The sequence below is a fragment of the Paramagnetospirillum magnetotacticum MS-1 genome (assembly GCF_000829825.1).
Taxonomy (GTDB): Bacteria; Pseudomonadota; Alphaproteobacteria; order Rhodospirillales; family Magnetospirillaceae; genus Phaeospirillum; species Phaeospirillum magnetotacticum.
In genome coordinates, this window is record NZ_JXSL01000030.1 from 700197 (window position 1) to 724369 (window position 24173).

Sequence of the window (24173 nt, forward strand, 5' to 3'; positions counted from 1 at the left end):
GGATGGCCGGGTCAAGCCCGGCCATGACGGAACAGACGTTAAGCGAACCGCACGTAGTCGAAATCCACCGCCTGATTGTTGATGCCACGGGCCGGAGGCGCGATCCAGTTGGCGAACTGGCCGGGCTTGGTCACCGCGCTGCCCATGAGCGAAAGCACATAGGCGAGATCGGATTCCGACGGCAGCCACTCGTCACGGCGACGCGCGAATTCTTCCGTGGAAATGACCTTACCGCTGGGGTCCACCGCGATATCGGAGAAGTGGCCGATGGCGCGGTTGAAGGCCAGATGGGGCAGCGTCAGCTTGAAGTCGATGCCGTGCTTGGCGATGATCTTGTTCCAGCGCTCCACGCCCTTGGCCACGTCCTCGGCCCAATCCAGACGCAGACGCTCGTTGAGCGCGTTCAAGGCCGGAACCTCGATGGCCTGGAAACCGCCGTTCACCGGATGCAGCACCGAATAGGTGGTGTTCTCCAACTGGTGATCGTCGCCGATCTTGGTTTCCTCATAGCGGCCCTTGATGCCCATATTGTACGAGGTGGCGGCATTGGTGGAGACTTCGGCGCCGTAGAGATCCGACGTCACCGAGTAGTGGAAGTTGAGGTAGCGCTGGATGGTGGGCAGGTCGATGACGCCGAATTTCCGGACATCGTCGGTGCGGTTCTCCTTCATCACCTGGCAGGCGCGCTCGATGATGCGGCCCACGCCACTTTCCCCCACGAACATATGGTGGGCTTCCTCGGTCAGCATGAAGCGGCAGGAGCGCGACAGGGGATCGAAGCCCGATTCCGCCAGGGCGCAAAGCTGGTACTTGCCGTCGCGGTCGGTGATGAAGGTGAACATGAAGAAGGCCAGCCAATCGGCGGTCTTCTCGTTGAAGGCGCCCAGGATGCGCGGCTTGTCGGCATCGCCCGAGCGCCGGGCCAGCATCTCCTCGGCCTCTTCGCGGCCATCCTTGCCGAAATGGGCGTGCAGCAGATAGACCATCGCCCACAGATGGCGGCCTTCCTCCACATTGACCTGGAACAGGTTTCTGAGGTCGTAGAGCGACGGGCAGCACTTGCCCAACAGGCGCTGCTGCTCCACCGAGGCCGGTTCGGTATCGCCCTGGACGGTGATCAGGCGGCGCAGCATGGAGCGGTACTCGCCGGGCACTTCCTGCCAGGCGGCCTCGCCCTTATGGGCGCCGAAATTGACCTTGCGATCCTTCTCCGGCGGCGCCAGGAAGATACCCCAGCGGTAATCCTCCATCTTCACATGGCCGAACTGGGCCCAGCCATCGGGCTCGGCGGAAATGGCGGTGCGCAGATAGATCTCGGAGGTCGACGTGCCCTCGGGGCCCATCTCCTTCCACCAGTCGATATAATGGGGCTGCCAGGATTCCAGGGCGCGCTGCAGCTTCCGGTCCTCGGACAGGTTGACGTTGTTGGGGATCTTTTCGGCGTAATTGATCGAGGACATGACGGTTACACCCTTTCCTGATTGTAGGCGGCGCGCTTGCCGGTGCCGTAGAGCTTCAAGGCTCCGCCGTCGCCGACGGCATTGGGGCGCTGGAAGATCCAGTTCTGCCAGGCGGTCAGGCGGCCGAAGATCTTGGTTTCCATGGTTTCGGGACCGGCGAAGCGCAGATTGGCTTCCATGCCGGTCAGAGAATCGGGGGAGAAGGAGGCCCGCTCTTCGATCATCAGGCGGATCTCGTCCTCCCAATCGATGTCGTCGGGGGTTCCGGTGACCAGACCAAGCTTGGCGCATTCGCCTGCGTCCAGATCCTGGCCGATGGCGTCACGCGCCTTGCCCACGCTGTCGGGCTCGCCCAGGAAGCGGGTGGCCAGACGCGAGATGCCGTTGCCCATGGGCAGGCCGTCGAAATTGAGGCCCGAAAGCCGAATGGCGGCGGGAGGCAGGGTCGAGTCCTCGAAGGTACCGTCCAACATGAAGGAGCGGTCCACGGCGAACAGGATCTCGGCGACGAAACCGGCAAAGCAAGAACCGGGCTCCACCAGGGCGAAGAGGGTGCGGCTGGTGACGTCCAGACGCTTGAGTGTGCGCTTCCAGTAAAGAAGGACTTCCCGCACCAGCCAGTCCGAGGCGCCGAACTTTTGCAACGCGGCGTCATAACCCATGACCAGATCGGAATCGCCTTCGGCGCGGAACACCCAGGTGGCGACGGTGGTCTCGTTGGCGCGCAGGTGCAAGATGGCGTCGTCCAACTCGCGGGCGAGCGCCAGGGGGTAGAAGTCCACGCCTTGGGCCTTGATCCCGGCCAGATCGGCGGGACAGGCGGCCTTGGGCCCCTTCAGCGTGATATTGGCGGCCCGCGTCGAGCGGTCGAAAGTAATGTCGATGTGGGGATAGGTGACGCTGTCGGTGCCGATGACGCGCGACACCTGGGAGAGCACCACGCCCTTCTCGGAAGTGGGACGGTCGGATTTGGCGGCCAGTTCGGCGGCCTTCTTGGCCAGGGCCGCCTTGAAGGCCGAGGACGGAACCACCTCGTCCACCAGACGCCATTCCACGGCGCGCTTGCCCTTCACGCCTTCCTCGATGGAGCAGAAGATGTCGGCCAGATCGCGGCGCACTCTTCGCTTGTCCACCACGCGGGTCAGGCCGCCGGTGCCGGGCAGCACGGCCAGCAGGGGCACTTCCGGCAGGGACACCGCCGTATTGCCGTCATCGACCATCATGATGTAGTCGGTGGCCAGAGCCAGTTCGTAGCCGCCGCCGGCGGCCGTGCCGGTCACCGCGCACAAATAGGTCTGGCGCGAATTGTCGGTGGCGTCCTCGATGGAATTGCGGGTCTCGTTGGTGAACTTGCAGAAGTTGACCTTGTGACCATGGCTGGAGACACCCAGCATCTTGATATTGGCGCCCGCGCAGAAAATCTTGGGGTTGGCGGAGGCCATGACCACGGCGCGCACCTCGGGGTGCTCGAAGCGCAGACGCTGCACCGCGTCGTAGAGCTCGATATCAACGCCCAGATCGTAGGAATTCATCTTCAGCTCGTAGCCCGGCGCCAGCGTGGATGCCGGGTCCACATCCATGGTCAGCGTCGCCACCGGACCGTCGAAGGACAGCTTCCAGTGACGGTAGCTCTCGGGGGAGGTTTGAAAGTTGATCATGGGCGTGCCGCCTCGGTTGGAATGACTGAATGCACTATAATGCACGTTTGGAATTATTCGCAAGAGCAATTTGGTATTAAAGTACCGCTTTGCCGATTCACGTGCATTATCGTGCATGTGGGGAGGCGGACGCCGCCTTCAACCCTCTCCCGCGCGCGGGAGAGGGAGGGACCCGGCCGTCAGACCGGGAGGGTGAGGGCCTTCTTAAAGTGCGACCACCGCCGCGCCTTGGGTCATGGCATCCAGCATGGCCCGGCTGCCCTGAACGGCGCTGCGCTGCATGTAGAAGCGCAGGCCCCTCAAGCCGCCCAGTTCCTCGCCGCCACCAGCGCGGCTTGGGCCGCCATGGGTGCAGTGGGGCATGACCACGCCATGGCCGGAATGGCTGGCGGCCACCGAACCGTCCACCACCAGGACGCGGCCATGACTGGTCGCGATGGCGGGAACGAAATCGGCCAGGAAGGCGCAATCGCCGGAAAAGACTGAGGCCGCCAGGGAACCGCCGCCCCTGCGCGCCAATTCCACCGCCTGTTCCACGCTGTCATAGGGCATCAAGGTGGCGACGGGTCCGAAGACCTCGACCTCATGCACCGCCGTCGCCGCCAGGGGATTGTTGCACAGCAGCAACGTCGGCGGCACGAAACAACCACCATCGTCGTTGCCGCCGCCCGCCACCACCTGGGTTTCGGCCTTCAAAGTCTCCAATCCGCCCCAGGCGGCCATCGCCTGGGCGCGGCTGACCAGCGGCCCCATGCGCACGCCCTCGGTGCGGGGATCACCCATCAAAGCCTTGGCCAGAGCGGCTTTCAGCCCATCGACCACGGCGTCCATCCGGTCACGGGGAACCAGGATTCGGCGGATGGCGGTGCATTTCTGCCCCGCCTTGACCGTCATCTCGCGCGAGACTTCCTTGATGAAGGCGGCGAACTCGGCCCCGTCCGGTTTGGCGTCCGGCCCAAGGGCGCAAAGGTTCAAGGAATCCGCCTCCACCGCGAAGCGGATATTGGCGGCGATGACATTGGGATTCGAACGCAGTTGAGCCGCCGTATCGGCCGACCCGGTAAAGGCCACCACGTCGCCCGGCTGCAGATGATCCATCAGATCACGCCCACCGCCGCACAGCAGCGATAGGGCGCCCTCGGGCAGCACGCCCGCTTCGACCACATCCTTGACCATCTCATAGGCCAGAAGGCAGGTCGCCGTTGCGGGCTTGGCCAGGAACGGCACACCGGCCAACAGGCTTACCGCCGCCTTCTCCCACAGCCCCCAGGAGGGGAAGTTGAAGGCGTTGATATGCACCGCCACACCCTGGATGGTGGTCCAGATATGGCGGCCACGAAAGGCCTCGTCCTTGGTCAGTTGGTCGTCGGTGGCCTCGGCCAGCAGATGGGCCTCGCCCAGCTTGCGCCCGATGGAGGCGTAGTATTTCAGCGTTCCGATGCCGCCATCCACGTCCAGGGCCGCATCCAGCGCCGTATTGCCGGAATTGGCCAGCGCGATGGAATTGTAACGCTCGCGATTCTCGGCCAGCACGCCTGCCACCGCATTGATCAGCCCGGCACGGGCGGCGAATGACAGGGCACGCAGCACCGGTCCGCCCTTGGTCCGGGCATGGGCCAGGGCTTCGGCCATGTCCAGACCGTCGCCGGAAGCGGTGGCCAGCACCTCGCCGCTCACCGGGTCCTTCAATTGCGCGCCCGAACCGGCACCATCCTGCCAACGCCCGGCCAGGTAGCTCTGCAAACGGATCATGGAGTCATCCTACGGATTGGACAAAGCGCGTGATGGCGGCAAGCACCGCTTCCGGCTGGTCCTTGTGGGGGGAATGGCGGCAGGATTCGAGCAGCACCACTTCGGCGCCCGCTCCGGCCTTGGCTTTGATGGAATCGTACTGAACGGCGCTGCCGTATTCGTCGTCACGGCCCTGGATCACCATCACCGGCACCGTGATGCCGGGCAGGAATTCCTCCAGGTTCCATTTCATGAAATCGGGATCGAGCCAGGCGCCGTTCCAGCCCCAAAAGGCGCAATCCACGTTGTCGTGATGCAGCTTCATCAGCCGCGCCCGCAGATCGCCGCTCTCATAGGCGGTCTTGGCGTCGCGGATGGAGGCGACGCAGATCTCCTCATTCATCACATGGGGTGCCAGACAGACCACGCCCTTGATATCGGGGGCAGGCGTACCCCCCGCATGGATCAAGGCGATGGACGCGCCATCGGAATGACCGATCAGCACCACTGGCCCTAAGTCCAGATGGGCCAGCAGGCGTGGCAGAACGTCCAGGCCTTCGTGATGCATGTAGGTCAGCGGCCGGGGCAGATCCACGGGGCTGGAGCGGCCATAGCCCGCGCGGGAATAGAGGAACACCCCGCATCCCGTGGCCTCGGCCACCTTATCGGGAAAATCCCGCCAGATGCCCACCGATCCCAGTCCCTCGTGCAGGAAGACCAAACTGGGCAGGCCCGGCCTGTGCGGATGGACCCAGCGGTATTCCAGGCGTTGGTCGCCCAGGTCGATCAGGCCGTGCTGATGCTCGCGCCACATGAGCCAGCCCTCACTTGGGCCGCGAGAAATCGATCTGCCCGTCAGGCAGAAGATAAAGCACCAAGGCCGCGCCTTCGGTGAGCGTCGGGCGATGAACCGAATCGGGGCCATAGACCAGCCAGCCGCGCGGCGCTCCGTCGAACTTGGCCGCTGGGTCGATGGACATGATCATGTCGATCTCGCCCAAGGGGTGGCGATGGCGCGGCCCCGCCACATCCTTCATATGGACCACATCGATGGAAAAGCCCGACAGTTCGCTGTCGGCCTCGGCGACCCGGCCATAGCGGATGCCGCCATGCTCGTTCTCGCACATCCAGCCTTCGCCGATGGCTTTGTGACAGGCCGCCTCGATGGATTTGAACAACTCGCCGTCCTCGGGGAACCGCGCGTTCAGCACCGCGCCCAAGGAGGCATCGACCGGCAGTCCGGCAATGGAAGAGGTTACCTGCGCCACCAGCGCCTTGAATGCGGACTTGGACACGGCTCGATGCTCCCGAAACGGCGAAGTTTCGGAACTATATCACCGCATTTTCCATCTTAGAAGCATTATAATGCATGATCATTTTCCTCTCCCGTCATCCCGGCCAAAGCGTAGCGCTATCCGGGATGACGAAGAGGGACCAGCCGCACGGCCGAGACTTTCAGTTCGGGAATCTTGCCCACCGGGTCCAGTACCGGATTGGTCAGCCAATTGGCCGCCGCCTCGGTGAAGCAGAAGGGCAGGAACAAGGCCCCCGGCGACAGCCTGGAATCCGCCGCAACCGCCGCCTCCACGCTGCCCCGTCGGCTTTCAAGGCGCACCCTTGCACCCTCGGTCAGGCCCAGCCGTTCCATGTCGGCCGGGCTGACATTGACGGCGGGCAAGCCCTGAAGACGGTCCAATACGCCCGACCGCCTCGTCATGGAGCCCGTATGCCAGTGCTCCAGCACTCTGCCCGTGGACAGCACGAAGGGATAATCGGAATCCGGATTTTCCGCCGCAGACAGGCCCTTGGCCGGGACCAGCCGTGCCTTGCCGTCCTCTGTGGGAAAGCTCTCGCCGAACAAGATGGCCTTGCCGCCCGGCGTGGTGATGCCGCCCTCGGCATCCAGCCGCTTCCAGGTGATGCCCGACAACGAGCCCATCAGGCCGCACATCTCGTCGAACACCTCGTCCGGCCCGGTATAGGTCCAGTCCAGACCCAGGCGTTTGGCCATTTCCGTGATGATCCACAGATCGGGCCGCGCCTCGCCCGGCGGATCGATCACCTGGCGCCCCATCTGAATATGGCGGTCCGTATTGGTGAAACTGCCGGTCTTCTCGAAGAAGCTGGACGCGGGCAGAACCACATCGGCCAGCATGGCGGTTTCCGTTAGGAAAATATCCTGCACCACCAGATGATCCAGACCCGCCAGGGCCTCGCGGGCATGGGCGAGGTCGGGGTCGGACATGGCCGGATTCTCGCCCTCGATATACATACCGCGCAAGGTTCCGGCCGCCGCCGCATCCATCATTTCGACAACGGTAAGACCGGGATTGGGGTCGAGATCGACGCTCCAACCGGCCTCGAACCGGCTTCGCGCCGCCTCGATCCCCACCCGTCCGTAATCGGGCAGCATCATGGGAATCAGCCCGGCATCCGAGGCGCCCTGGACATTATTTTGACCTCGTAACGGATGCAGGCCGCTGCCCTTCTTGCCCAGCTGACCACAGAGCAGGGCCAGGGCGATGAGAGCCCGCGAATTGTCGGTGCCGTGGCTGTGCTGCGACACGCCCATGCCCCACAAGATCATGGCGGATCCGGCCCGGGCATAGGCTCTGGCCACCATTCGTATGGTCCCGGCATCGATGCCGCAAAGCGGCGCCATGGCTTCGGGGGAATAGGACTTTAGATGTTCGGCCAGCTGGGCAAACCCGGTGGTGCGCGCCGCCACGAAGTCGCGGTCGTAGATCTCCTCGGCAACGATGGTGTGCAGCATGGCGTTCAAGAGCGCCACATCCGTACCGTTCTTGAATTTGAGATGATGGCTGGCGAAACGGGTCAGCGCCTGGCCCCTGGGATCGAGGATCACCAGTTGCGCGCCCCGTTTTACCGCATTCTTGATGAAGCTGGCCGCCACCGGATGATTGGCCGAAGGATTGGCGCCGATCAGGATGATCAGATCGGCATTGGCCACCTCGGCCACCGGCGCGGTGACCGCGCCCGAACCGATGCCCTCCAGCAGCGCCGCCACCGAGGAGGCATGGCACAGCCGCGTACAGTGATCCACATTGTTGGTGCCGAAACCGGTGCGCACCAGCTTTTGGAACAGATAGGCCTCCTCGTTGGAGCCCTTGGCCGAGCCCAGCCCGGCCAGAGCCGATTTGGGCAGGCGTTTGAACCCTTGCGCCGCCCGATCCAGCGCCTCTTCCCAAGAGGCGGGGCGGAAATGGGTGAAGGGATCGGCGGGGTCGAGCGGCTCCTTGGGCACGCCGTCCTTTCGGATCAGCGGTACGGTCAGGCGCTGGGGATGGCGGGAATAATCAAAGCCGAAACGGCCCTTGACGCATAGGCGCTCGTGATTGGCCTGACCGTCACGCCCCGTGGCGGCGATGATGGCATCGCCCGTCACATGATAGGTGAGCTGACATCCCACGCCGCAATAGGGGCACAGGCTGTCCACCATCCGCTCCGCCCTGACCGGCCCACCCGCCAGAGCCAAGGCTCCGGTGGGGCAGGCCTGGACGCATTCGCCGCAGCCGACGCAGGAACTGGCCCCCATGGGATCAGCAAAGTCGAAACTGATGCGGCTGTGCGCCCCCCGGCCACTCATGCCGATGACGTCGTTGACCTGAACATCGCGGCAGGCCCGAAGGCACAGCGCGCAGTGGATGCAGGCATCCAGGCGCACCGCCATGGCGGGGTGGGAGGTGTCGGGCGCGCAAGACGCCGTCCTGGGGGCGAAACGGCTTTGTTCCACCCCCACCGCCTTGGCCCAGCCGAGAAAGGCGGAGTCCAGGTCGGGCGAGACATGATCGGCCAGCAGCAGTTCGAAGACCAGTCGGCGGGACTTCTCCACCCGCTCGCCCCGGCTCTCCACCACCATGCCGGGGGTGGGAAGGCGTCGGCAAGACGCCACCAGGACGCGCTCGCCCTTGATTTCCACCACGCAGGCGCGGCAATTGCCCTCTGGCTCGAAGCCCGGCCGGTCAGTGTGACAGAGATGAGGGATCGTGGTGCCTAAGCGCTTTGACACCTGCCAGATGGTCTCGCCCTCCTTGGCCTCGACCTCGGCGCCGTCCAGGACGAAGCGGATCATGTCACCACCTCGGGGAAATGGCGCAGCAGGCTCTGCCAGACATTGGGCGCCGCCTGGCCCAGGCCGCAGATGGAGGCGTCGCGCATCACCTGGGCCAGATCATTCAGCAGATCCTCGTCCCAGCGGGGGCTGGCCAACAGATCCGCCGCCTTGGCCGTTCCCACCCGGCACGGCGTGCACTGGCCGCAACTTTCATGGGCGAAAAAGCGGGCGAGGTTCAGCGCATGCGCCCGAAGATCGTCCTCTTGCGAGAACACCACCACCGCCGCCGAACCGATAAAGCCGCCATGCTCCTCGATGGCGCCGAAGGCCAGGGGCGGCGTGACATGGGCGGGCAGGAACCCGCCCGAGGCCCCGCCCGGCAGATAGGCGCGAAGCTGGTGCCCGTCCTCCATGCCGCCGCAGAATTCCTCGATCAGTTCGGTGATGGTGATGCCGTTGGGGGCGATCTTGACGCCGGGCAGGCGAACTCTTCCGGAAACGGAATAGGTGCGCAAGCCCCGGTGCCCGTTGCGGCCCTCATCGGTGAACAGCTCCGCCCCCTCGGCCAGGATGCGGCTTACCCAATACAGGGTCTCGACGTTATTGACCACGGTGGGCCGCCCGAACAGTCCGACCTCGGCCACATAGGGCGGACGCTGGCGCGGCAGGCCGCGCTTGCCCTCCAGGCTTTCGATCAGCGCCGATTCCTCGCCACAGACATAGGCCCCGGCGCCGCGCCGCAGATGGACGGGCACCGAACCGGGCAAGGCCCGGATCAGGACCGTCAGCAGCTTATGCAGGTCGGCATACTCGTCGCGCAGATAGAGATAGACCTCGTCCGCCTCCACCGCCCAGGCGGCGATCAGGGCGCCTTCCAGCACGCGGGCGGCGTTGGTTTGCAGGAACCAGCGGTCCTTGAAAGTGCCGGGCTCGCCCTCATCGGCATTGACCACCACCAGCCGGGGACCGGGCCGGGCCGCCACGGCGCGCCACTTGCGCGCCGTGGGAAAGCCCGCGCCCCCCATGCCGCGCAGACCCGCCCGCTCCAACTCGGCCAGCACCTCGTCGCGAGGCAGCTCCCCCGACCGGCAGCGGGCGAGAACAGGGTAATCCTCGTGGAGGATCGCATCGGACACCACACCCTTACCCGGCAGGCTGGCCGGGGCGTGATCGCACAGCCCCATGCAAGGCGCCTCCTCGACCACGACACCCTCGGGCACTCGCTCCGGCATCCGCATGGCGCAGGCCGGGCCGGTACAGCGGCGTAAGACGGCCCCAGGCGCGGCCTCGTCGTCATCCAGCAGGCGGAAATGGGCATAGAAGCTGGCCACCTCCTGCACTTCGGCGGGACTAAGCCGCATCTCCTCGGCCAGAGCGGTAAGATGGCGGCGGAACAGCCCGCCGAAACGGTCCTGCAACGCGTGCAGATTCTCGATCAGCAGATCGCGGCGGCGGAAATCGTCGGGCAGCAGGGCCTCCACTTCGGCCACGCATTCGGGCGAGGCGGCGGGGGGACCGAGACGGCGATGGGTGCGGGGGGTGGCGCTCATGGACTGCACTATAGTGCATCAGGCTGAAAAATCACAGCCCCAGATGGGGGGCGCAAAGCCGCGATAATTCCTCGGTGCTGTCGGCGATACTGCGGCCCGACGTGTTGAGCACCGCGTCGGCCCGGCCATAGAGATGGCGCCGGGCATCGAGAATGGCCCGAAGGTCTTCCATGGCGGCCATTTGCTGCCCGGCGATGGGGCGCAGATCGCCCTGGCCCATGACGCGGCGCATATGGTCCTCGGGCGTCGCCTGGACCCAGACGGTAAAGCACGACTGCAGCAGCAATTCGAAGGTTCTGGGCTCGGAGACCAGCGAGCCGCCCGCCTCCAGCACCATGGAGGGCTGAGCCTCCACCGTGTTCTCCAGGGCGGAATATTCCAGCTTGCGATAGCCCTTCTGACCGGTGGACAGCAAAATCTCGGTCATGTCCATGCCCGCCATCTGCTCGATCACCGAGGTGATGCGCACGAAGGGGGAGGCAAAACGCTCGGCCACCGCCTGGCCCAGCGTGGTCTTGCCCGCGCCCCGCAGGCCGATCAGCGCCACCCGGCGCTTGAGCTTCAGGCCGCGCTTGAAGTTCTGGCGCAGCAGGACATAAGCCTCGGATTGCTGATCGGGGTTCAGCTGATCCAGGAACTTCTTGGCCAGCGGCAGATCGGGATGGCCGGTCTCGGATTCCGCCTCGATCAGGTCGGTGATGGCGGTATCCATGGCCTGGGCCAGCAGCCACAGGATATTGACGCTGACATTGGCCTGGCCGCCCTCCAGTTGGGCGAGATAGCGCTCGGAAATACCGGCATGGCTGGACAGATCCTTGCGCGACATGCCGCGCCGGGCGCGGAATGCCTTGACCCGATCGCCCAACCGCCTGGAAAGAACGGCGAATTCCGCCTGTTCGACCATGATCCCCCGTGCCCGAAATCCTGTTGCCCGGCAGTCAGTGAAGCACGGCTTTTCCCGATTGGCTAGCCCGGACCTGCACTATGGTGCACAAATAGCGTTCAAACCCGCCACAATCCAAACGGCACCACCTTGTTGCCCACATCGTGGCCGATATCGGCGCGGCCCAGATAGGCGATGCCGGACCGTTTGCACCAGGCGCGCGCCACCTGTTCCTCGCTTTGTCCGAAATCGGGCTGGTTGGGCGGAATGTCGGAGCAGCGGCCCAGTTTCAGCCCGACCACACGGCGCAGGGCGGGATTGCTGGTCAGTTGGAAGAGATCGCGGTCGATGCGGTACATGTATTCCGACACTTCCTCGACCATCAGCACATGGTCCGACAGATCGGGCTGCCAGGGCGTGCCCAGCAGATGGCACAAAATGGTGAGATTGAAAGCCGCCGCCGGAACTTCCGCCGACAGGGAGGGCTCCAACGCCTCGATCTTGCGCTCCACCAGGAAGGACAGGGCGCGGGCCACCGCCGCCTCTCCCCCCGGCCGGATGATGTCCACCGGCATGGGACCGTGGGCCAGATGATGAAAGCCGCGCCCGTAAAGCGCGCCCAGTAGCGAGCCTGCGTCGGAATAGCCCATATAGACCTTGCGCCGCGCCGCCTCGCTTAAGGACGGCAACAGCCCCTCGATCAGGCGGCAGGCGCCATAGCCGCCACGGGCGAACCACACAGCGTCCAGGCTGTCATCATTGGCGTATTGGACAAGCGCCCCGGTCCGCGCCTCGTCGTTTCCGGCGAAATGGCCCCAGGTCTCGAAGCATTGGGGGTGGAAGATCAGGTCCACCCGGCCATCGGGGTAAAGACGCTCCGCCAGGGCCGCCACCCGCCCGGAGATGTCGCGATCGATGGCCGTTCCCGGCGCGACGATGCCGATCCTGGTCTTGCCCACCGCCATCTACGTCGATCCCCTTGCCGTACCGGTCGGCGAATTGTAGCCTCCGCCCATGGAGCGAGACACCCCCTATTTCTTTTGCGGCATCGGCGGCAGCGGCATGCTTCCCCTGGCGCTGATCGTCCATGCCCGCGGCCACAAAGTGGCCGGGTCCGACCGATCCCTGGACCAGGGGCGCTTGGCGCCCAAATTCGAATATCTGCAAGGGTTAGGCATCCGCCTGTTCCCCCAGGATGGCAGCGGCATCACCGACCCGGCCCAGGTCCTGGTCACCTCGGCGGCGGTGGAAGACACGGTGCCCGACGTGGTGGCGGCCCGCGCGCAGGGCGCCCCCATGCTGACCCGGCCGCAATTGCTGGCCCGGTTGTTCAACGCCTCAACGCTTCCCATCGGCATCGCAGGCACCAGCGGCAAATCCACCACCACCGGCATGCTGGGATGGGTGTTAGAGCGATGCGGCCAGCGGCCCACGGTGATGAACGGCGCGGTGATGAAGAATTTCGTCCGCCCCGACTCGCCCTTTTCCAGCGCATTGGTGGGAGCGGGCCCGGCCTTCGTGGCCGAGGTGGACGAGAGCGACGGCTCCATCGCCAATTACACGCCCCAGATCGCCCTGGTGAACAATATCGCGCTCGACCACAAATCCATGGACGAGTTGCGCCGCCTGTTCGCCGACTTCACCGCCAAGGCGCGGATAGCGGTTCTCAATCTGGACAATGACGAGACGGCGGCCCTGGCCGCCACCTTGCCTGCCGACAGGCTGCGCACTTACAGCCTGAACGACACGGGCGCCGATCTTCGGGCCGAGGACATCACGCCCGCCCCCGATGGCATCGGTTTCACGGCGCGAGAAAAGAATGGCCAAGCCGTAGCGGTCAAGCTGTTGGTCCCTGGTCGCCACAACGTCGCTAACGCCCTGGCCGCCCTGGCTGCCGCGCGGGCCGCCGGGCTTGGCCTGGAGGAGTCGGCAAGGGCGCTGGGCGAATTTTCCGGCGTGCGCCGCCGCCTGGAGACCGTGGGCAGCAGGGGCGGCGTGACGGTCATCGACGACTTCGCCCACAACCCCGACAAGATCGCCGCAACCCTGGCCACCCTGCACGACTGGCCGGGACGCCTGCTGGTCATGTTCCAGCCCCATGGGTTCGGGCCGCTGCGCCTGATGAAGGACGAATTCGTCGCCTGCTTCGCCGGGAAGCTAGGGCCGGACGACGTTCTGATCATGCCCGACCCGGTCTATTTCGGCGGCACGGTCGACCGTTCGGTGACCAGCGATCATATCGCCGAAGCCGTCACTGCGCGGGGCCATAAGGCCCTGGCGATCCCCGAACGCGCCGCCTGCGGCGACGCCCTGGTCAAGATGGCCCGGCCCGGCGACCGCATCGTCATCATGGGGGCCAGGGACGACACCCTTTCCCTCTTCGCCGAGGACATCCTCGGCCGTCTTCCTTCCATCGGGCTGGATCAATCATGAGCATCGCCAAGATCGCGCCGCTCACCTTGGACACTCTGTCCGGGGTGGTCGTTTCTCCACTTCCCGTGATCACCGGGCTGGTGGTCATCACTGGCGGCGTCCTGTTGGGCCTCGGCCTGCTGCGCCGCGGCGACCCGGCTACCGCCTTCGCCGCTGGCATGGGGGCCTATGTCCTGTTGCTCACCGCTTTGGGCGTGGCGGGAATCAGCCTGAGGATCGGGATCGCGGCGGCCACAATCCTTGCCGCCGGAGCCGCCTGGGTCCGACGCGGGGAACTGGCCCATTGGGCCCGTCCGGCGGGAATCGGCCTGGCGCTGTTGTTGCCGCTGCTTTTGCTGCTGTCCGACCGGCATGGGTCGGAGTGGGACGAGTTCAGCCACTGGCTGCACGCCTTCCGGTATCTGGCCAGCTATCACCAGCTTCCCGGCGGGCCGGATGCCCCGACCATCGCCAGTTGCTGCGCCGCCTATCCCTATGCCTGGCCCATGGTGGGCGAAGCGGCCATGGCCCTAATCGGCTTTTCCGAGGCCATCCCGGCCTTGCTCAACACAATGGTGCTCGGCCTCTTCGCCATCCTTCTGGGAAAGCTGGCAGCCGAAGCGGCGGGCATCAATCGCCCCGGCCCCGGCCTGTGGGCGACGGCCCTGCTGTTCGCCACGCTTTTATCGCCGTCCTTCGTGCCCAAGCTGGCCTTCTCGGCCTATGCCGATGTGATCACCGCCTTCCTGGTCGCCACCCTGGTGGTCGCCGCCGAGCGGCTGAGCACCAAGGAGGATGGCGAGAGCAATTGGCGCTGGGGTCTGGCCTTCGGCCTGATCGGCGGGGCGCTTCTGGCGGTCAAGCCCGGTAATGCCGCGCTGTTCGGTTGCGCCTTCGGGGCGGCGGTGCTGATGACGGTGCGTAATCGGGGCCCGCGCGCCCTGCTCGGCCGGGAGTGGCTGCCCGCTTTGATCCTGCCCCTGCTCTGCGCCGGATTATGGCGCTGGCATGTGAGCCAATATCTCAGCGGCCAGGAAATGGGGGTCCGCCCCTTCGCCGATTGGAACATCCATCTGATCCCGGCCATCATTCAGGCCATGGGCAGCGTCGCCAGCCAGAAAGGCGGGCATTTCGGCCTGGGCCTTGCGGTATCGGCGTTCGGGCTGATGGGATTGATCCGCTGCCGCGACCGCCTGGACCGTCTGTCCGCCGTCGTCGGCATGCTGTTCGTGGGCTACAACCTGTTCCTGCTGACCACTTATGTGGCGGTATTCGGCGCCCAGGACGGCCTGAACGTCATGTCCTTCTGGCGCTACAATACCCATGTGGGGCTGGCGGTCACCCTGCCCGCCGCCATGCTGGCCGGGCGCTATCTGGGACGCTTTGCGGGGCGGACATGGATGAGGGGGCTGGGCATCGCCGCCGTCTTCCTGACCCTGGCCGGACCCCTGGCCACCGCCTGGTATATCCGCTTCGACCTCGATCCCATGAAGATCCACTACCGCCAGACTCTGCGGCAATTGCCCGCCATGGTGCCGCCCACCGCCACCATCGAGGTGATGGACCCCCATGGCAGTGGCCTGTCCCAGGTGATGGCCATTTATGAGTGGAACGATCGCAAGCGTTTCAGCCGCGGCTTCTCCGCCTTCAGCGTCGCCGATCCCCTGGTCTGGCTGAACGGCGCCCCCACCGATTGGGCCATCGTTCTGTCAGGCCAGGAGCGGCTGAACCTGCCCGCGACCGAGGGCGCCTTGCTGGTGCACCGCGAGGGCAATAGCTGGCATGTGGCAGAGGCCTTCCCCTATCCCGGCCGCGTCATTCCCAAGCAATGGCCGTGAAAATAAAGAAGGGCGGAACGGTTGCCCGTTCCGCCCTTTCTCGTCGCGACGAAGAGCGTTACTTGGCGCCCTTCAGATCCGCATAGGAAAGACCGGCGGTGGCACCGATGCCGATCTGGCCGCCCAGGCCGACCGGAACCAGGACGATGTCGTTGCCGATACCGGCCAAACCGGCCTGCGCGGCAAGGCCGAGACCGAAGGTGATCGAGGCCTTGGCGCCGATATAATATCCGGCCAGGCTGTCCTTGTTGGTCATGGTGCCGCCGATGACCAGATAGCCCATGCCCTCAATGTGCTCGATCTCGAGATCGATGCCGAACAGGATGCCGCTGGTGCCGGTATATTTGGACGGACCACCGACGCCGTTATATTCGCAGGCGACCGGATTGCTGGAATGGACCACATAGGTGGTGCCGGTTCCAGTCTTGCTGCAGGTCAGAATACCCAACACCACGCCGCCATCGGCGCGGGCCTCGTTGCCAAACGCGAACAGAGCCGCCAAAGCGACAACCGTCGAAGCAATCCACTTCTTCATCGACCCCTCCTCACATTGCCTGTCCCGCGCCCAGTGACTTAGGCCGTATCGGCACGACTTTAGTCAGTCCCTACGCGGTAACCGGCAGAAGTATGGCATAGAATCCGGCAATGGAAAGCGGGTTGCCTTGACGGAATGAAACATTCACAAGCCGGGTTCCGTTGCGCCGCAACAATATTACGCCCTGTAATTGTGGGCTTGCCCGGCAAGACATGCCGACATCCAGTCGCGGCATGCCGACGCCTCCCCATGCCCTTCGGGCGGGGCCCAGGCGGCGAAGTCCGCCTCCATGGTGGGCCGGTAGGGGCCGGGTTTGACCTCGACCATCCGGGTTCCCTCGGCCAGCGACACCAACGAATGCCAGGTGCCGGGCGGAATTTCCACCACGCGCGCCGCGTCCCCGGCCAGATCAATGATCGCGTCCACCCGGCCGTCATCGGTGAATGACAACAGGCGCGCCCAGCCCCCCAGCCAGATGAAGGTCTCGAACTGAACAGGATGGCGATGGGGACGGATATAGGTCTCTGGCTCGAAGGCGATCACCATGCGCTGGACCGGGTCCGAGGCATCCGGGTGCAGGTTGATATTGAGCCGCCGCCGTGGCCCCATGGCGGCCTGGGCGCTCAGTTCGGCCAGGTCCCGTGAATGGATAAGCTTCATGACCGCCTCCCCCGTTGTTCCAGCAGTTTGAAGAGGGGCGGCGCCAGCATGATCACCATCACCACCCGCACCACATGATGGGTGGAAACGAAGGCCACATCCTGGCCCAGCGCCAGCGCCACCAGACACATCTCCGCGATGCCGCCGGGCACGAAGGCCAGCAGCAGAACCCCGAAGGACGAATGCCCGCCCATGGCCAGCAAGGCGGCGGCGCCCGCCGACAGGACCAGCATGATGGCGGTGGCGCCCAGCGCCGGGCGGGCCATCGCCGCCATCTCGGCCCAGGACAAACCCCGGAAGCGGCAGCCGATTGAGGCGCCCGTCACCACCTGGGCCAGCACCACCAGTTCGGCGGGCGGACGAAAGGCGGTCAGCCCGGACAGATGCAGACCCGCGCTAGCCAGCATGGGACCGGTCAGCATCCAGGCTGGCAGACGGATCAGCCGGGCCAACAAGGATCCGACCAGAGCCGAACCCGCCATGACAAGCGCATCCCTTGCGCCCAGATCGGTCAAAAGCCCCATGCTGTCGGCCATGGGCACGGAATGGACATGGGCGATCAGGCGATAGCCGAAGGGCACCGTGAAGACGATCAGCAGAATGCGCAAGGAATGGGACAGCGCGATGGTCCTCTCGTCGCCGCCCATGGCGCCGCCGGTCACCACCATCTCGTTGATGCCACCCGGCGCGGCGGCAAAAAAGGCGGTGACCCGGCTCATGTCCGATTTCCGTTGAAGATAGACGGTGACCAGCAGACCACTGGCGGCGGTGGCCAACAGCAAGACCAGCAGGGAATCGCTCCACCGCCCGACCCGGCCCAGCAATTCGGGGGAAAAGGCGCTGCCCAGCATCAGACCCAGCACGGCGATCATCACGCTGCGCAACTGGACGGGAACCTCGGGCCTGATCCCGCCAAGCGAAGCCAGGGTGGTGGCGGTCAGTGCGCCCAGCATCCAGGGCAGCGGCAGATCAAGTGCCGCGAAGAGTCCGCCGCCCACGGCGCCCAGGCCAAGGGCGGTAAGCCAGCGAATTGGAGGTGAATTCATTCGCGTCCTCTGAGGCAAGGCCAAAGGCCGCCGCGCCTTATGGCGCGAACCGAAGGGAACGCGCAGCGGACAAAGCCAAGGACCGCGCGAGCGGTCCGCCCGGCGACTGAGGGGCAAAAAGGCATCATCACGGCAGAAACTGCTCGGTGATGATGCGTTCCTCCAGATTGTGCTCGGGGTCGAACAGCATGAACAGGTCGCAGGAGCGGTCCTCGCGCACCTCCACCTCGACCACGTCGCGGGCCTCGGTGTAATCGGCCACGGCGCTGACCGGGCGCTTGTCGCTTTCCAGAATCTCGAACACCACCTTGGCGGTATGGGGCAGCAGGGCGCCACGCCAGCGCCGGGGCCGGAAGGCGGATATGGGGGTCAGCGCCGCGATGCCCGCGCCCAAGGGAATGATCGGCCCATGGGCCGAAAGATTATAGGCGGTGCTGCCCGCCGGAGTGGACAGCAGAATGCCGTCACAGATCAGTTCGTCCATGCGGATCTTGCCGTCGATACGGATGCGCAGCTTGGCCGCCTGACGGGTCTCGCGCAGCAACGACACTTCGTTGATGGCCAGCGCCTCCACCTCCTCGCCCGAGGAGGTCCGTGCCTTCATGCGCAAGGGGTGCAAAATCACCTCTTCCGCCTTGGACAGGCGCTCGATCAGCCCATGCTCGCGGTAGACGTTCATCAGGAAGCCGACGCTGCCCCGGTTCATGCCGTAGATGGGCACCCGGCGCTCCACGAAACGGTGCAGGGTTTCCAGCATGAATCCATCACCGCCCAGGGCGACGATCAAATCGGCCTCTTCGGGCGGCACATGGGGATAGCGGGCCTGAAGACGGGTCAATGCCGCCTTGGCGGCCTCGGTCTCGGCGGCGACGAAAGCGATGGAGTTGAAGGTCATCGGCGTCACCGCTCCCCGTTCAGACGCTTGCCCAGATAGCGCGCCCAGGCTGACAGCGCCCGCAAGGGACGGCGGATGGGGCGGCGGATCAGGTCCCAGGTGCTGGGCGCCACCGAGCGGCCCATCTTGTTGTTGTCGGTGGTGGCCTTGGCCTCATGAGCCAGATCCACCAGGAAGCCATTGGCCCGCACCCGGCGGCACCAGTCGGAATCCTCGCCCTCGGACCAGCCCAGATTGCCGTCGAGCGGCACCGACAGCAGAATATCGCGCCGGGCCACGAACAGCCCGCCATCGATATAGGGCTCACCCCGATTCAGGAACTCATGATAGCGCCGCCGGGGATAGTCGATAGGCACGTTGAAGCGCGTCGCCATGCGATTGGGATCGGTGGCATCCGAGATGACATAGTCCAGATAGGCGCAAGGCCGCCCCTTGACCAGGGTGGAGACCGCAGGCGTCACCACGTCGAATTCGCGCGGCAGCGCCGCCAGACAGCCAGGCTCCAGGCTGATGCGGGCATGCAGCACCAAGACCTTATCGAAGCGGAATTGGGTGGCCAGGAAGTTCTTCTTGGCCGAGATCAGAAAGCGCGGACCGGGCGGCGTCTCGAATTCCACATAGCGCACATGGGGCCAGGGCGCCAGAAAGCCCAGATCGCGCTTGGGCCCGCAGACCAGGATCTCGCCACTGTCTCCCGTCAGTTCCGGCTGGGCGTGCAGCCCTTCCAGGCATTTGGCGACGGCCGCCAATTCTCCGTCATTGCCCGAAAAGATCAGTCCCGCCGACCAGCCGGGTGCGGGGAGCGGACGGGTGCGGGTGAAGGTGAAGCGGAAGGCTTTCGCGTCCATCTCCACCAGGGCGGCATCGCCCGCCAGCACCTTGAACACCAGACGGCGCACCTGGGCGAAGGGCATTTCCCAGGTCTCGGCCAGAGCGGGGCCGTCATCTTGCACCACCAGTCTTCCACCCGGCTTCAAGGCCCACAGGGCGTATTTCAGCGCATGGGGCAAAAGATTGCGGCACTTGAAGCGCGCGGTGCGGACCTCGACCGCGTCCAGATCGCGGCAATGCTTGGCTTTGACGAGGCTGTCGATACTGTCGATGATCACGGCGGCGGCTCTGACAGGGGACGGTCGGGTTGCGGAGGAACAGGGAATTTGCTATCCAAACCCAGCGGTTTTCCCGCCAATCGATTTGCCGCGATGGCGGCATAAAGGTCAATCCTAATTCCGAGGTCCCATGGGCGCGCGGATTCTGGCTCATCGCGGAGCCTGGAAGCAAAAGGCCGAACAGAACCGCCCCGACCGCCTCGGCCATGCTCTGCGGGCCGGGTTCGGGATCGAGACCGATCTGCGCGACCGATTGGGCGCCGTGGTGGTCTCCCACGACATGCCCGGCGCGGACGCCCCCGCCCTGGACGTGTGCTGGACCGAGTGGATGGACCTGGCCTCGCCCGAGCGCGTTCTGGCGCTCAACGTCAAGGCCGACGGTCTGGCCGAGATCATGGCCCCGCTGGTGGCGGGCCGGGCCTCGGACTACTTCTTCTTCGACATGTCGGTTCCCGATATGCGCCACTATCTGCGCCTGGGCCTGACTACCTTCACGCGCCATTCCGATGCCGAACCGTCGCCCGCCTATTACGCGGCCAGCGCCGGGGTATGGATGGACGAGTTGGAGCGGGAATGGATCACCGCCACCGATATCTCGGCCCATTTGGATGCCGGCAAGAAGGTCGCCCTGGTCTCGGGCGAATTGCACCGCCGGGATAAGGCGCCCATCTGGGATCTGGCCCGGCATTTCCGCCATGACGACCGCGTCTTGATCTGCACCGATCTTCCCGAAGAATTGCAGGAGTTCTTGCGTTGAGCCCCATCCGCGCCGTTCTGTTCGACCTCGACGGCGTCCTGGTGGATGCCCGCGAGTGGCACTGGGAGGCGCTGAATCAGGCGCTGCGCCTGTTCGGCTATGAGATCGGCCGCGAAGAGCATCTGACCACCTTCGACGGATTGCCCACCCGCAAGAAGCTGGCCTATCTCCACGAGCATCGGGGATTCCCCAAGGGCCTGGCCGGGGTGATCAACGAGCTGAAGCAGGTCTATACCAAGCAGTTGATCGCCACCCACTGCTTCCCCGTGTTCCACATCGAATACGCGGTGTCGCGTCTCAAGACCGAGAATTACAAGCTGGCGGTCTGCACCAATTCCATCCGCGAGACTTGCGACATGATGCTGGGCCAGTCGGGACTGCTGGACTATTTCGATACCACTTTGTCCAACCAGGATTGCGCCCGGCCCAAGCCCGATCCCGACATCTATGTCACCGCCATGAGCCGCCTGGGCGTGGCGCCCGCCGAGACGGTGATCGTCGAGGACAATGATTACGGCGTGCAGGCAGCCACCGCTTCGGGCGCCCATGTCCTGCGGGTGGCCGATCCAAGCGAGGTGACCTACTGGAATATCCGCAGCCGAATCCGCCAGGTGGAGGCCGCGTCATGATCCAGATCCTCATGCCCATCGCCGGTTCGGCCAGGCCCTTCCACGAAATGGGTCAGAAATTCCCCAAGCCGCTGATCGAAGTGCTGGGCCACCCCATGGTGGAATACGCCATCCGCTCATCCCGGCCCGCTGGCGACCATCGTTTCATCTTCGTCACCAACGCCGCCGACCGCCAGGAATTCCACCTGGATTCGGTCCTCAAGCTGCTGGCGCCCGGCTGCACCATCGTCCAGACGGAAAAGCCCACCGGCGGCGCGCTGTGCACCGCTTTGCTGGCCGTCGACCATATCGACCGCGCCGCGCCGCTTTTGGTGTGCAACGGCGACCAGTGGGTGAATCGGGGCATTCAGCCCGCCTTGGACGAGTTCCGCACCCGCGATCTGGATGTGGGCATCGTGACCTTCACCTCCATGCATCCGCGCTGGTCCTTCGTGCGTACCGACGAGGATGGCATGGTAGTGGAAACCGCCGAGAAGAACCCCATCAGCAACCACGCCACGGTGGGCGCCTATTACTACCGCGAAGGCGACATGTTCATCCGCAGCGCCGAGAAGTCGCTTTTGAAGAACACATTGGTCAACAACCAGTTCTTCATCGTACCCTCCATCAACCAGCTGATCCTGGAAGGGGCGCGCGTCGGCCAGTACAAGATCCCCAATGCCGAGTTCCATCCGCTGGGTATCCCCGAGGACGTGTCGCACTTCCTCGATCACTACCAGACCTCGCCGCTCGATCAATGACCCAAAATCTCACAATCGTCATTCCCATGGCGGGCGAAGGCTCGCGCTTCGCCCAGGCGGGCTATGCCAAGCCCAAGCCGTTCATCGACGTGCTGGGCCGCCCCATGATCCGCCACGTCATCGACAATGTGGCCTATCCGGGGGCTGACACCCTGCTCATCGCGCGCAAGGCCCATTGCGAGGCCGAACCCGGCGTGGTGGACGAATTGAAGGCGGCGGGCATCCGCTTTCATCTGCTGGATGGGTTGACCGAGGGCACCGCCTGCACCTTGCTGGCCGCCTATGACAAGATGGACCCCGACAGCCCGATCCTGGTGGCCAATTCCGACCAGTTCGTGGATGGCGGCGCGGCGGCCATGCTGGACGACGCCCTGGCCCGCGATCTCGACGGCTCCATCATGGTGTTCAAGTCCGAGCCCCACCCCAAATGGTCCTATGCCAAGATGGGGCCTGACGGATTGGTGGAGCGTGTGGCGGAAAAGGACCCCATCAGCGAATGGGCCACGGTGGGCCTTTACTACTTCAAGTCGGCCAGGGCCTTCCGTCAGGCGGCCCTGGCGATGATTGCCGCCAATGACCGGGTGAACAACGAGTTCTACACCTGCCCGGTCTACAACTATCTCCTCGAGACGGGGGCCAGGGTCGGCGTGTGGGAGATCGCCCAGACCGCCATGCATGGACTGGGCACGCCCGACGATCTGGACGCCTTCATCGCCGAGCGGGCCGCCGCCGCGTCCACCTGATGCTGTTCAATTCGGCGCCCTTCCTCTTCGCCTTCCTGCCCCTGGTCCTGGCCGGGTTCGCATTGGCCCGGCGGATGGGATGGCGTCCGGCCATGGCCTTCCTGACGCTCGCCTCCATCGTCTTTTACGCCTGGTGGAATCCGGCCTATGCCTGGCCGCTGGCGGTTTCCATCATCGCCAACTTCGCCTTCGGCCAAGCCATCGCCCGGACCCGCGAGACAGCCTGGGGCGGTGCCGTCCTGGCGCTCGGCGTGGCCGCCAATCTGGCCTTTCTCGGTGTTTTCAAATACGAGCGCTTCTTCGCCGAGTCCGTAGCCCCCTTGCTGGGTTTGATAATCGAATCGCACCGGCTGGATCTGCCGCTCGGCGTATCGTTCTTCACCTTCACCCAGATCGCCTATCTGGTGGATGTCAGGCGCAAGCTGGCCCAGGACGGCGACGCGCTCAGCTACACTTTGTTCGTCACCTTCTTTCCCCATCTGATCGCCGGGCCCATCATCCACCACAAGGAGATGATGCCCCAGTTCCGCCAGCCCCGGCGCCAGACCTCGGCATCGGAAAATCTGGTGGCCGGGCTGTCGCTCTTCGCCATCGGACTGTTCAAGAAGGCGGTGATCGCCGATTGGGTGGCGTCCTATGTCGCGCCGGGTTTCGGCGCCGCCGCGTCGGGTCAGGAATTGAACCTGCTGGCCGCCTGGGGCTGCGCCTTGGCCTATACGGTACAGATCTATTTCGACTTCTCGGGCTATTCCGACATGGCGGTGGGCTTAGCGCGCCTGTTCGGCATCGACCTGCCGGTCAATTTCAACTCGCCCTACAAGTCCACCAGCATCATCGAGTTCTGGCGGCGCTGGCATATGACGCTGTCGCGATTCCTGCGCGACTACCTCTATTTCCCCTTAGGGGGAGGACGCTGCGGGCCTGTGCGCCGCCACGTCAATCTGATGATCGTCATGGCGCTGGGCGGGCTGTGGCACGGCGCGGCCTGGACCTTCGTCGCCTGGGGCTGCCTGCATGGGCTGATGCTGGTGGCCAACCATCTATGGCGGGAGGTGCGCCCCAGCGGGCCAGGGCGGAGCGAGGTTATCGCCGGTTGGGTGCTGACCCAGATTCTGGTGGTCGTCGCCTGGGTGTTCTTCCGCGCCCCCAATTTTGCCTCGGCCCTGATCGTGCTGAAGGGCATGGCGGGCTTGAGCGGCCTTACAGGCGGCGAGGTCAAGGTGGCCTGGGACGGGTTGTTCCTGTCGCTGGCCCTGATGGCGGTCTGCGTGCTGGCCCCCAACAGCCAGGAGATCATGCAGGCCACCGAGCCGGGGCTGGAACCCGTAGCCAGACCGGAGCGTTTCGCCTGGAAACCCACCACCGGCTGGGCCTGGGCTTTGGCCGCCATGCTGGCCTGTTCCGTCATGACCCTGTGGCGGACCAGCGAATTCCTCTATTACCAGTTCTGAC

At 64.9% G+C, this 24173-nt stretch carries 21 protein-coding genes; 7 read left to right on the forward strand and 14 right to left on the reverse strand.

What is annotated here, in order from left to right:
• Nucleotides 1-38: 38 nt before the first annotated feature.
• The 9 genes from boxB to CCC_RS15890 all read right to left on the reverse strand — a co-directional run bounded on the left by boxB (nt 39) and on the right by CCC_RS15890 (nt 12322).
• Nucleotides 39-1460, reverse strand: coding sequence for a benzoyl-CoA 2,3-epoxidase subunit BoxB (gene boxB / locus CCC_RS15850; RefSeq protein WP_009871175.1), 1422 nt, complete (start codon nt 1458-1460; stop codon nt 39-41).
• Nucleotides 1461-1465: 5 nt separating this feature from the next.
• A complete protein-coding gene (boxC, locus tag CCC_RS15855; protein ID WP_009871176.1) occupies nt 1466-3118 on the reverse strand; it encodes a 2,3-epoxybenzoyl-CoA dihydrolase in 1653 nt (550 codons plus the stop codon).
• A 204-nt stretch (nt 3119-3322) separates the two neighbouring features.
• Nucleotides 3323-4870 carry a 3,4-dehydroadipyl-CoA semialdehyde dehydrogenase gene (locus CCC_RS15860; protein ID WP_009871177.1) on the reverse strand — a complete coding sequence of 516 codons (1548 nt, stop codon included), beginning with the start codon at nt 4868-4870 and terminating at the stop codon, nt 3323-3325.
• A 4-nt stretch (nt 4871-4874) separates the two neighbouring features.
• Complete coding sequence (locus CCC_RS15865; RefSeq protein ID WP_009871178.1) at nt 4875-5663, reverse strand: alpha/beta fold hydrolase; 789 nt, start codon at nt 5661-5663, stop codon at nt 4875-4877.
• Between the two features lie 10 nt (nt 5664-5673).
• On the reverse strand, nt 5674-6144 hold the full coding sequence (locus CCC_RS15870; RefSeq protein WP_009871179.1) for a 4-hydroxylaminobenzoate lyase: 471 nt from the start codon (nt 6142-6144) through the stop codon (nt 5674-5676).
• 116 nt (nt 6145-6260) lie between these two features.
• Nucleotides 6261-8942 carry a formate dehydrogenase subunit alpha gene (fdhF, locus tag CCC_RS15875; protein ID WP_009871180.1) on the reverse strand — a complete coding sequence of 894 codons (2682 nt, stop codon included), beginning with the start codon at nt 8940-8942 and terminating at the stop codon, nt 6261-6263.
• Complete coding sequence (locus CCC_RS15880) at nt 8939-10474, reverse strand: NADH-ubiquinone oxidoreductase-F iron-sulfur binding region domain-containing protein (RefSeq protein ID WP_041042046.1); 1536 nt, start codon at nt 10472-10474, stop codon at nt 8939-8941. The genes fdhF and CCC_RS15880 overlap by 4 nt, the downstream gene beginning before the upstream one ends.
• A 31-nt stretch (nt 10475-10505) precedes the next feature.
• Nucleotides 10506-11378 carry a helix-turn-helix transcriptional regulator gene (locus tag CCC_RS15885; RefSeq protein WP_009871182.1) on the reverse strand — a complete coding sequence of 291 codons (873 nt, stop codon included), beginning with the start codon at nt 11376-11378 and terminating at the stop codon, nt 10506-10508.
• Between the two features lie 98 nt (nt 11379-11476).
• Nucleotides 11477-12322 carry an LD-carboxypeptidase gene (locus tag CCC_RS15890; protein WP_009871183.1) on the reverse strand — a complete coding sequence of 282 codons (846 nt, stop codon included), beginning with the start codon at nt 12320-12322 and terminating at the stop codon, nt 11477-11479.
• A gap of 49 nt (nt 12323-12371) precedes the next feature.
• Between CCC_RS15890 and CCC_RS15895 the strand changes: the two genes are divergently transcribed.
• Complete coding sequence (locus CCC_RS15895; protein ID WP_009871184.1) at nt 12372-13790, forward strand: UDP-N-acetylmuramate--L-alanine ligase; 1419 nt, start codon at nt 12372-12374, stop codon at nt 13788-13790.
• Nucleotides 13787-15607 carry a hypothetical protein gene (locus CCC_RS15900; protein ID WP_009871185.1) on the forward strand — a complete coding sequence of 607 codons (1821 nt, stop codon included), beginning with the start codon at nt 13787-13789 and terminating at the stop codon, nt 15605-15607. Before CCC_RS15895 ends, CCC_RS15900 begins: the two co-directional genes overlap by 4 nt.
• Before the next feature lie 58 nt (nt 15608-15665).
• On the opposite strand, the gene CCC_RS15905 is transcribed toward CCC_RS15900, so the two are convergent.
• The 5 genes from CCC_RS15905 to CCC_RS15925 all read right to left on the reverse strand — a co-directional run bounded on the left by CCC_RS15905 (nt 15666) and on the right by CCC_RS15925 (nt 19852).
• Nucleotides 15666-16142: a DUF992 domain-containing protein gene (locus CCC_RS15905; protein ID WP_041042048.1), complete on the reverse strand. Its 477-nt coding sequence runs from the start codon at nt 16140-16142 to the stop codon at nt 15666-15668.
• Between the two features lie 177 nt (nt 16143-16319).
• Nucleotides 16320-16802: a WbuC family cupin fold metalloprotein gene (locus CCC_RS15910; RefSeq protein WP_009871187.1), complete on the reverse strand. Its 483-nt coding sequence runs from the start codon at nt 16800-16802 to the stop codon at nt 16320-16322.
• The gene (locus CCC_RS15915) at nt 16799-17848 is read right to left on the reverse strand and encodes an AbrB family transcriptional regulator (protein WP_041042050.1); all 1050 of its coding nucleotides are present in this window, start codon (nt 17846-17848) and stop codon (nt 16799-16801) included. Before CCC_RS15915 ends, CCC_RS15910 begins: the two co-directional genes overlap by 4 nt.
• Nucleotides 17849-17975: 127 nt before the next feature.
• Entirely contained in the window at nt 17976-18743 is a 768-nt protein-coding gene (locus CCC_RS15920; protein WP_009871189.1) for an NAD kinase, read from the reverse strand.
• A 5-nt stretch (nt 18744-18748) separates the two neighbouring features.
• Entirely contained in the window at nt 18749-19852 is a 1104-nt protein-coding gene (locus CCC_RS15925) for a hypothetical protein (protein WP_009871190.1), read from the reverse strand.
• A gap of 130 nt (nt 19853-19982) precedes the next feature.
• On the opposite strand from CCC_RS15925, the gene CCC_RS15930 reads away from it, so the two are divergent.
• Genes CCC_RS15930 through CCC_RS15950 form a run of 5 tightly spaced genes read left to right on the forward strand, consistent with a single transcriptional unit; the run spans nt 19983 to nt 24172 of the window.
• Nucleotides 19983-20609, forward strand: coding sequence for a PI-PLC domain-containing protein (locus CCC_RS15930; RefSeq protein WP_009871191.1), 627 nt, complete (start codon nt 19983-19985; stop codon nt 20607-20609).
• Entirely contained in the window at nt 20606-21238 is a 633-nt protein-coding gene (locus tag CCC_RS15935) for an HAD family hydrolase (protein WP_009871192.1), read from the forward strand. The genes CCC_RS15930 and CCC_RS15935 overlap by 4 nt, the downstream gene beginning before the upstream one ends.
• On the forward strand, nt 21235-21978 hold the full coding sequence (locus CCC_RS15940; protein ID WP_009871193.1) for a glycosyltransferase: 744 nt from the start codon (nt 21235-21237) through the stop codon (nt 21976-21978). Before CCC_RS15935 ends, CCC_RS15940 begins: the two co-directional genes overlap by 4 nt.
• Nucleotides 21975-22721, forward strand: a complete 747-nt coding sequence (locus tag CCC_RS15945; protein ID WP_041042052.1) for a glycosyltransferase family 2 protein — start codon at nt 21975-21977, stop codon at nt 22719-22721. Before CCC_RS15940 ends, CCC_RS15945 begins: the two co-directional genes overlap by 4 nt.
• Nucleotides 22721-24172, forward strand: coding sequence for an MBOAT family O-acyltransferase (locus CCC_RS15950; protein WP_009871195.1), 1452 nt, complete (start codon nt 22721-22723; stop codon nt 24170-24172). Before CCC_RS15945 ends, CCC_RS15950 begins: the two co-directional genes overlap by 1 nt.
• The last annotated feature ends 1 nt before the right edge of the window (nt 24173 follow it).

Coding starts and splice junctions, on each gene's coding strand:
- boxB (WP_009871175.1), bottom strand. CDS start 1,460: ATGTCCTCGATCAATTACGCCGAAAAGATCCCCAACAACGTCAACCTG.
- boxC (WP_009871176.1), bottom strand. CDS start 3,118: ATGATCAACTTTCAAACCTCCCCCGAGAGCTACCGTCACTGGAAGCTG.
- CCC_RS15860 (WP_009871177.1), bottom strand. CDS start 4,870: ATGATCCGTTTGCAGAGCTACCTGGCCGGGCGTTGGCAGGATGGTGCC.
- CCC_RS15865 (WP_009871178.1), bottom strand. CDS start 5,663: ATGTGGCGCGAGCATCAGCACGGCCTGATCGACCTGGGCGACCAACGC.
- fdhF (WP_009871180.1), bottom strand. CDS start 8,942: ATGATCCGCTTCGTCCTGGACGGCGCCGAGGTCGAGGCCAAGGAGGGC.
- CCC_RS15880 (WP_041042046.1), bottom strand. CDS start 10,474: ATGAGCGCCACCCCCCGCACCCATCGCCGTCTCGGTCCCCCCGCCGCC.
- CCC_RS15885 (WP_009871182.1), bottom strand. CDS start 11,378: ATGGTCGAACAGGCGGAATTCGCCGTTCTTTCCAGGCGGTTGGGCGAT.
- CCC_RS15890 (WP_009871183.1), bottom strand. CDS start 12,322: ATGGCGGTGGGCAAGACCAGGATCGGCATCGTCGCGCCGGGAACGGCC.
- CCC_RS15895 (WP_009871184.1), top strand. CDS start 12,372: ATGGAGCGAGACACCCCCTATTTCTTTTGCGGCATCGGCGGCAGCGGC.
- CCC_RS15900 (WP_009871185.1), top strand. CDS start 13,787: ATGAGCATCGCCAAGATCGCGCCGCTCACCTTGGACACTCTGTCCGGG.
- CCC_RS15905 (WP_041042048.1), bottom strand. CDS start 16,142: ATGAAGAAGTGGATTGCTTCGACGGTTGTCGCTTTGGCGGCTCTGTTC.
- CCC_RS15910 (WP_009871187.1), bottom strand. CDS start 16,802: ATGAAGCTTATCCATTCACGGGACCTGGCCGAACTGAGCGCCCAGGCC.
- CCC_RS15915 (WP_041042050.1), bottom strand. CDS start 17,848: ATGAATTCACCTCCAATTCGCTGGCTTACCGCCCTTGGCCTGGGCGCC.
- CCC_RS15920 (WP_009871189.1), bottom strand. CDS start 18,743: ATGACCTTCAACTCCATCGCTTTCGTCGCCGCCGAGACCGAGGCCGCC.
- CCC_RS15930 (WP_009871191.1), top strand. CDS start 19,983: ATGGGCGCGCGGATTCTGGCTCATCGCGGAGCCTGGAAGCAAAAGGCC.
- CCC_RS15940 (WP_009871193.1), top strand. CDS start 21,235: ATGATCCAGATCCTCATGCCCATCGCCGGTTCGGCCAGGCCCTTCCAC.
- CCC_RS15945 (WP_041042052.1), top strand. CDS start 21,975: ATGACCCAAAATCTCACAATCGTCATTCCCATGGCGGGCGAAGGCTCG.
- CCC_RS15950 (WP_009871195.1), top strand. CDS start 22,721: ATGCTGTTCAATTCGGCGCCCTTCCTCTTCGCCTTCCTGCCCCTGGTC.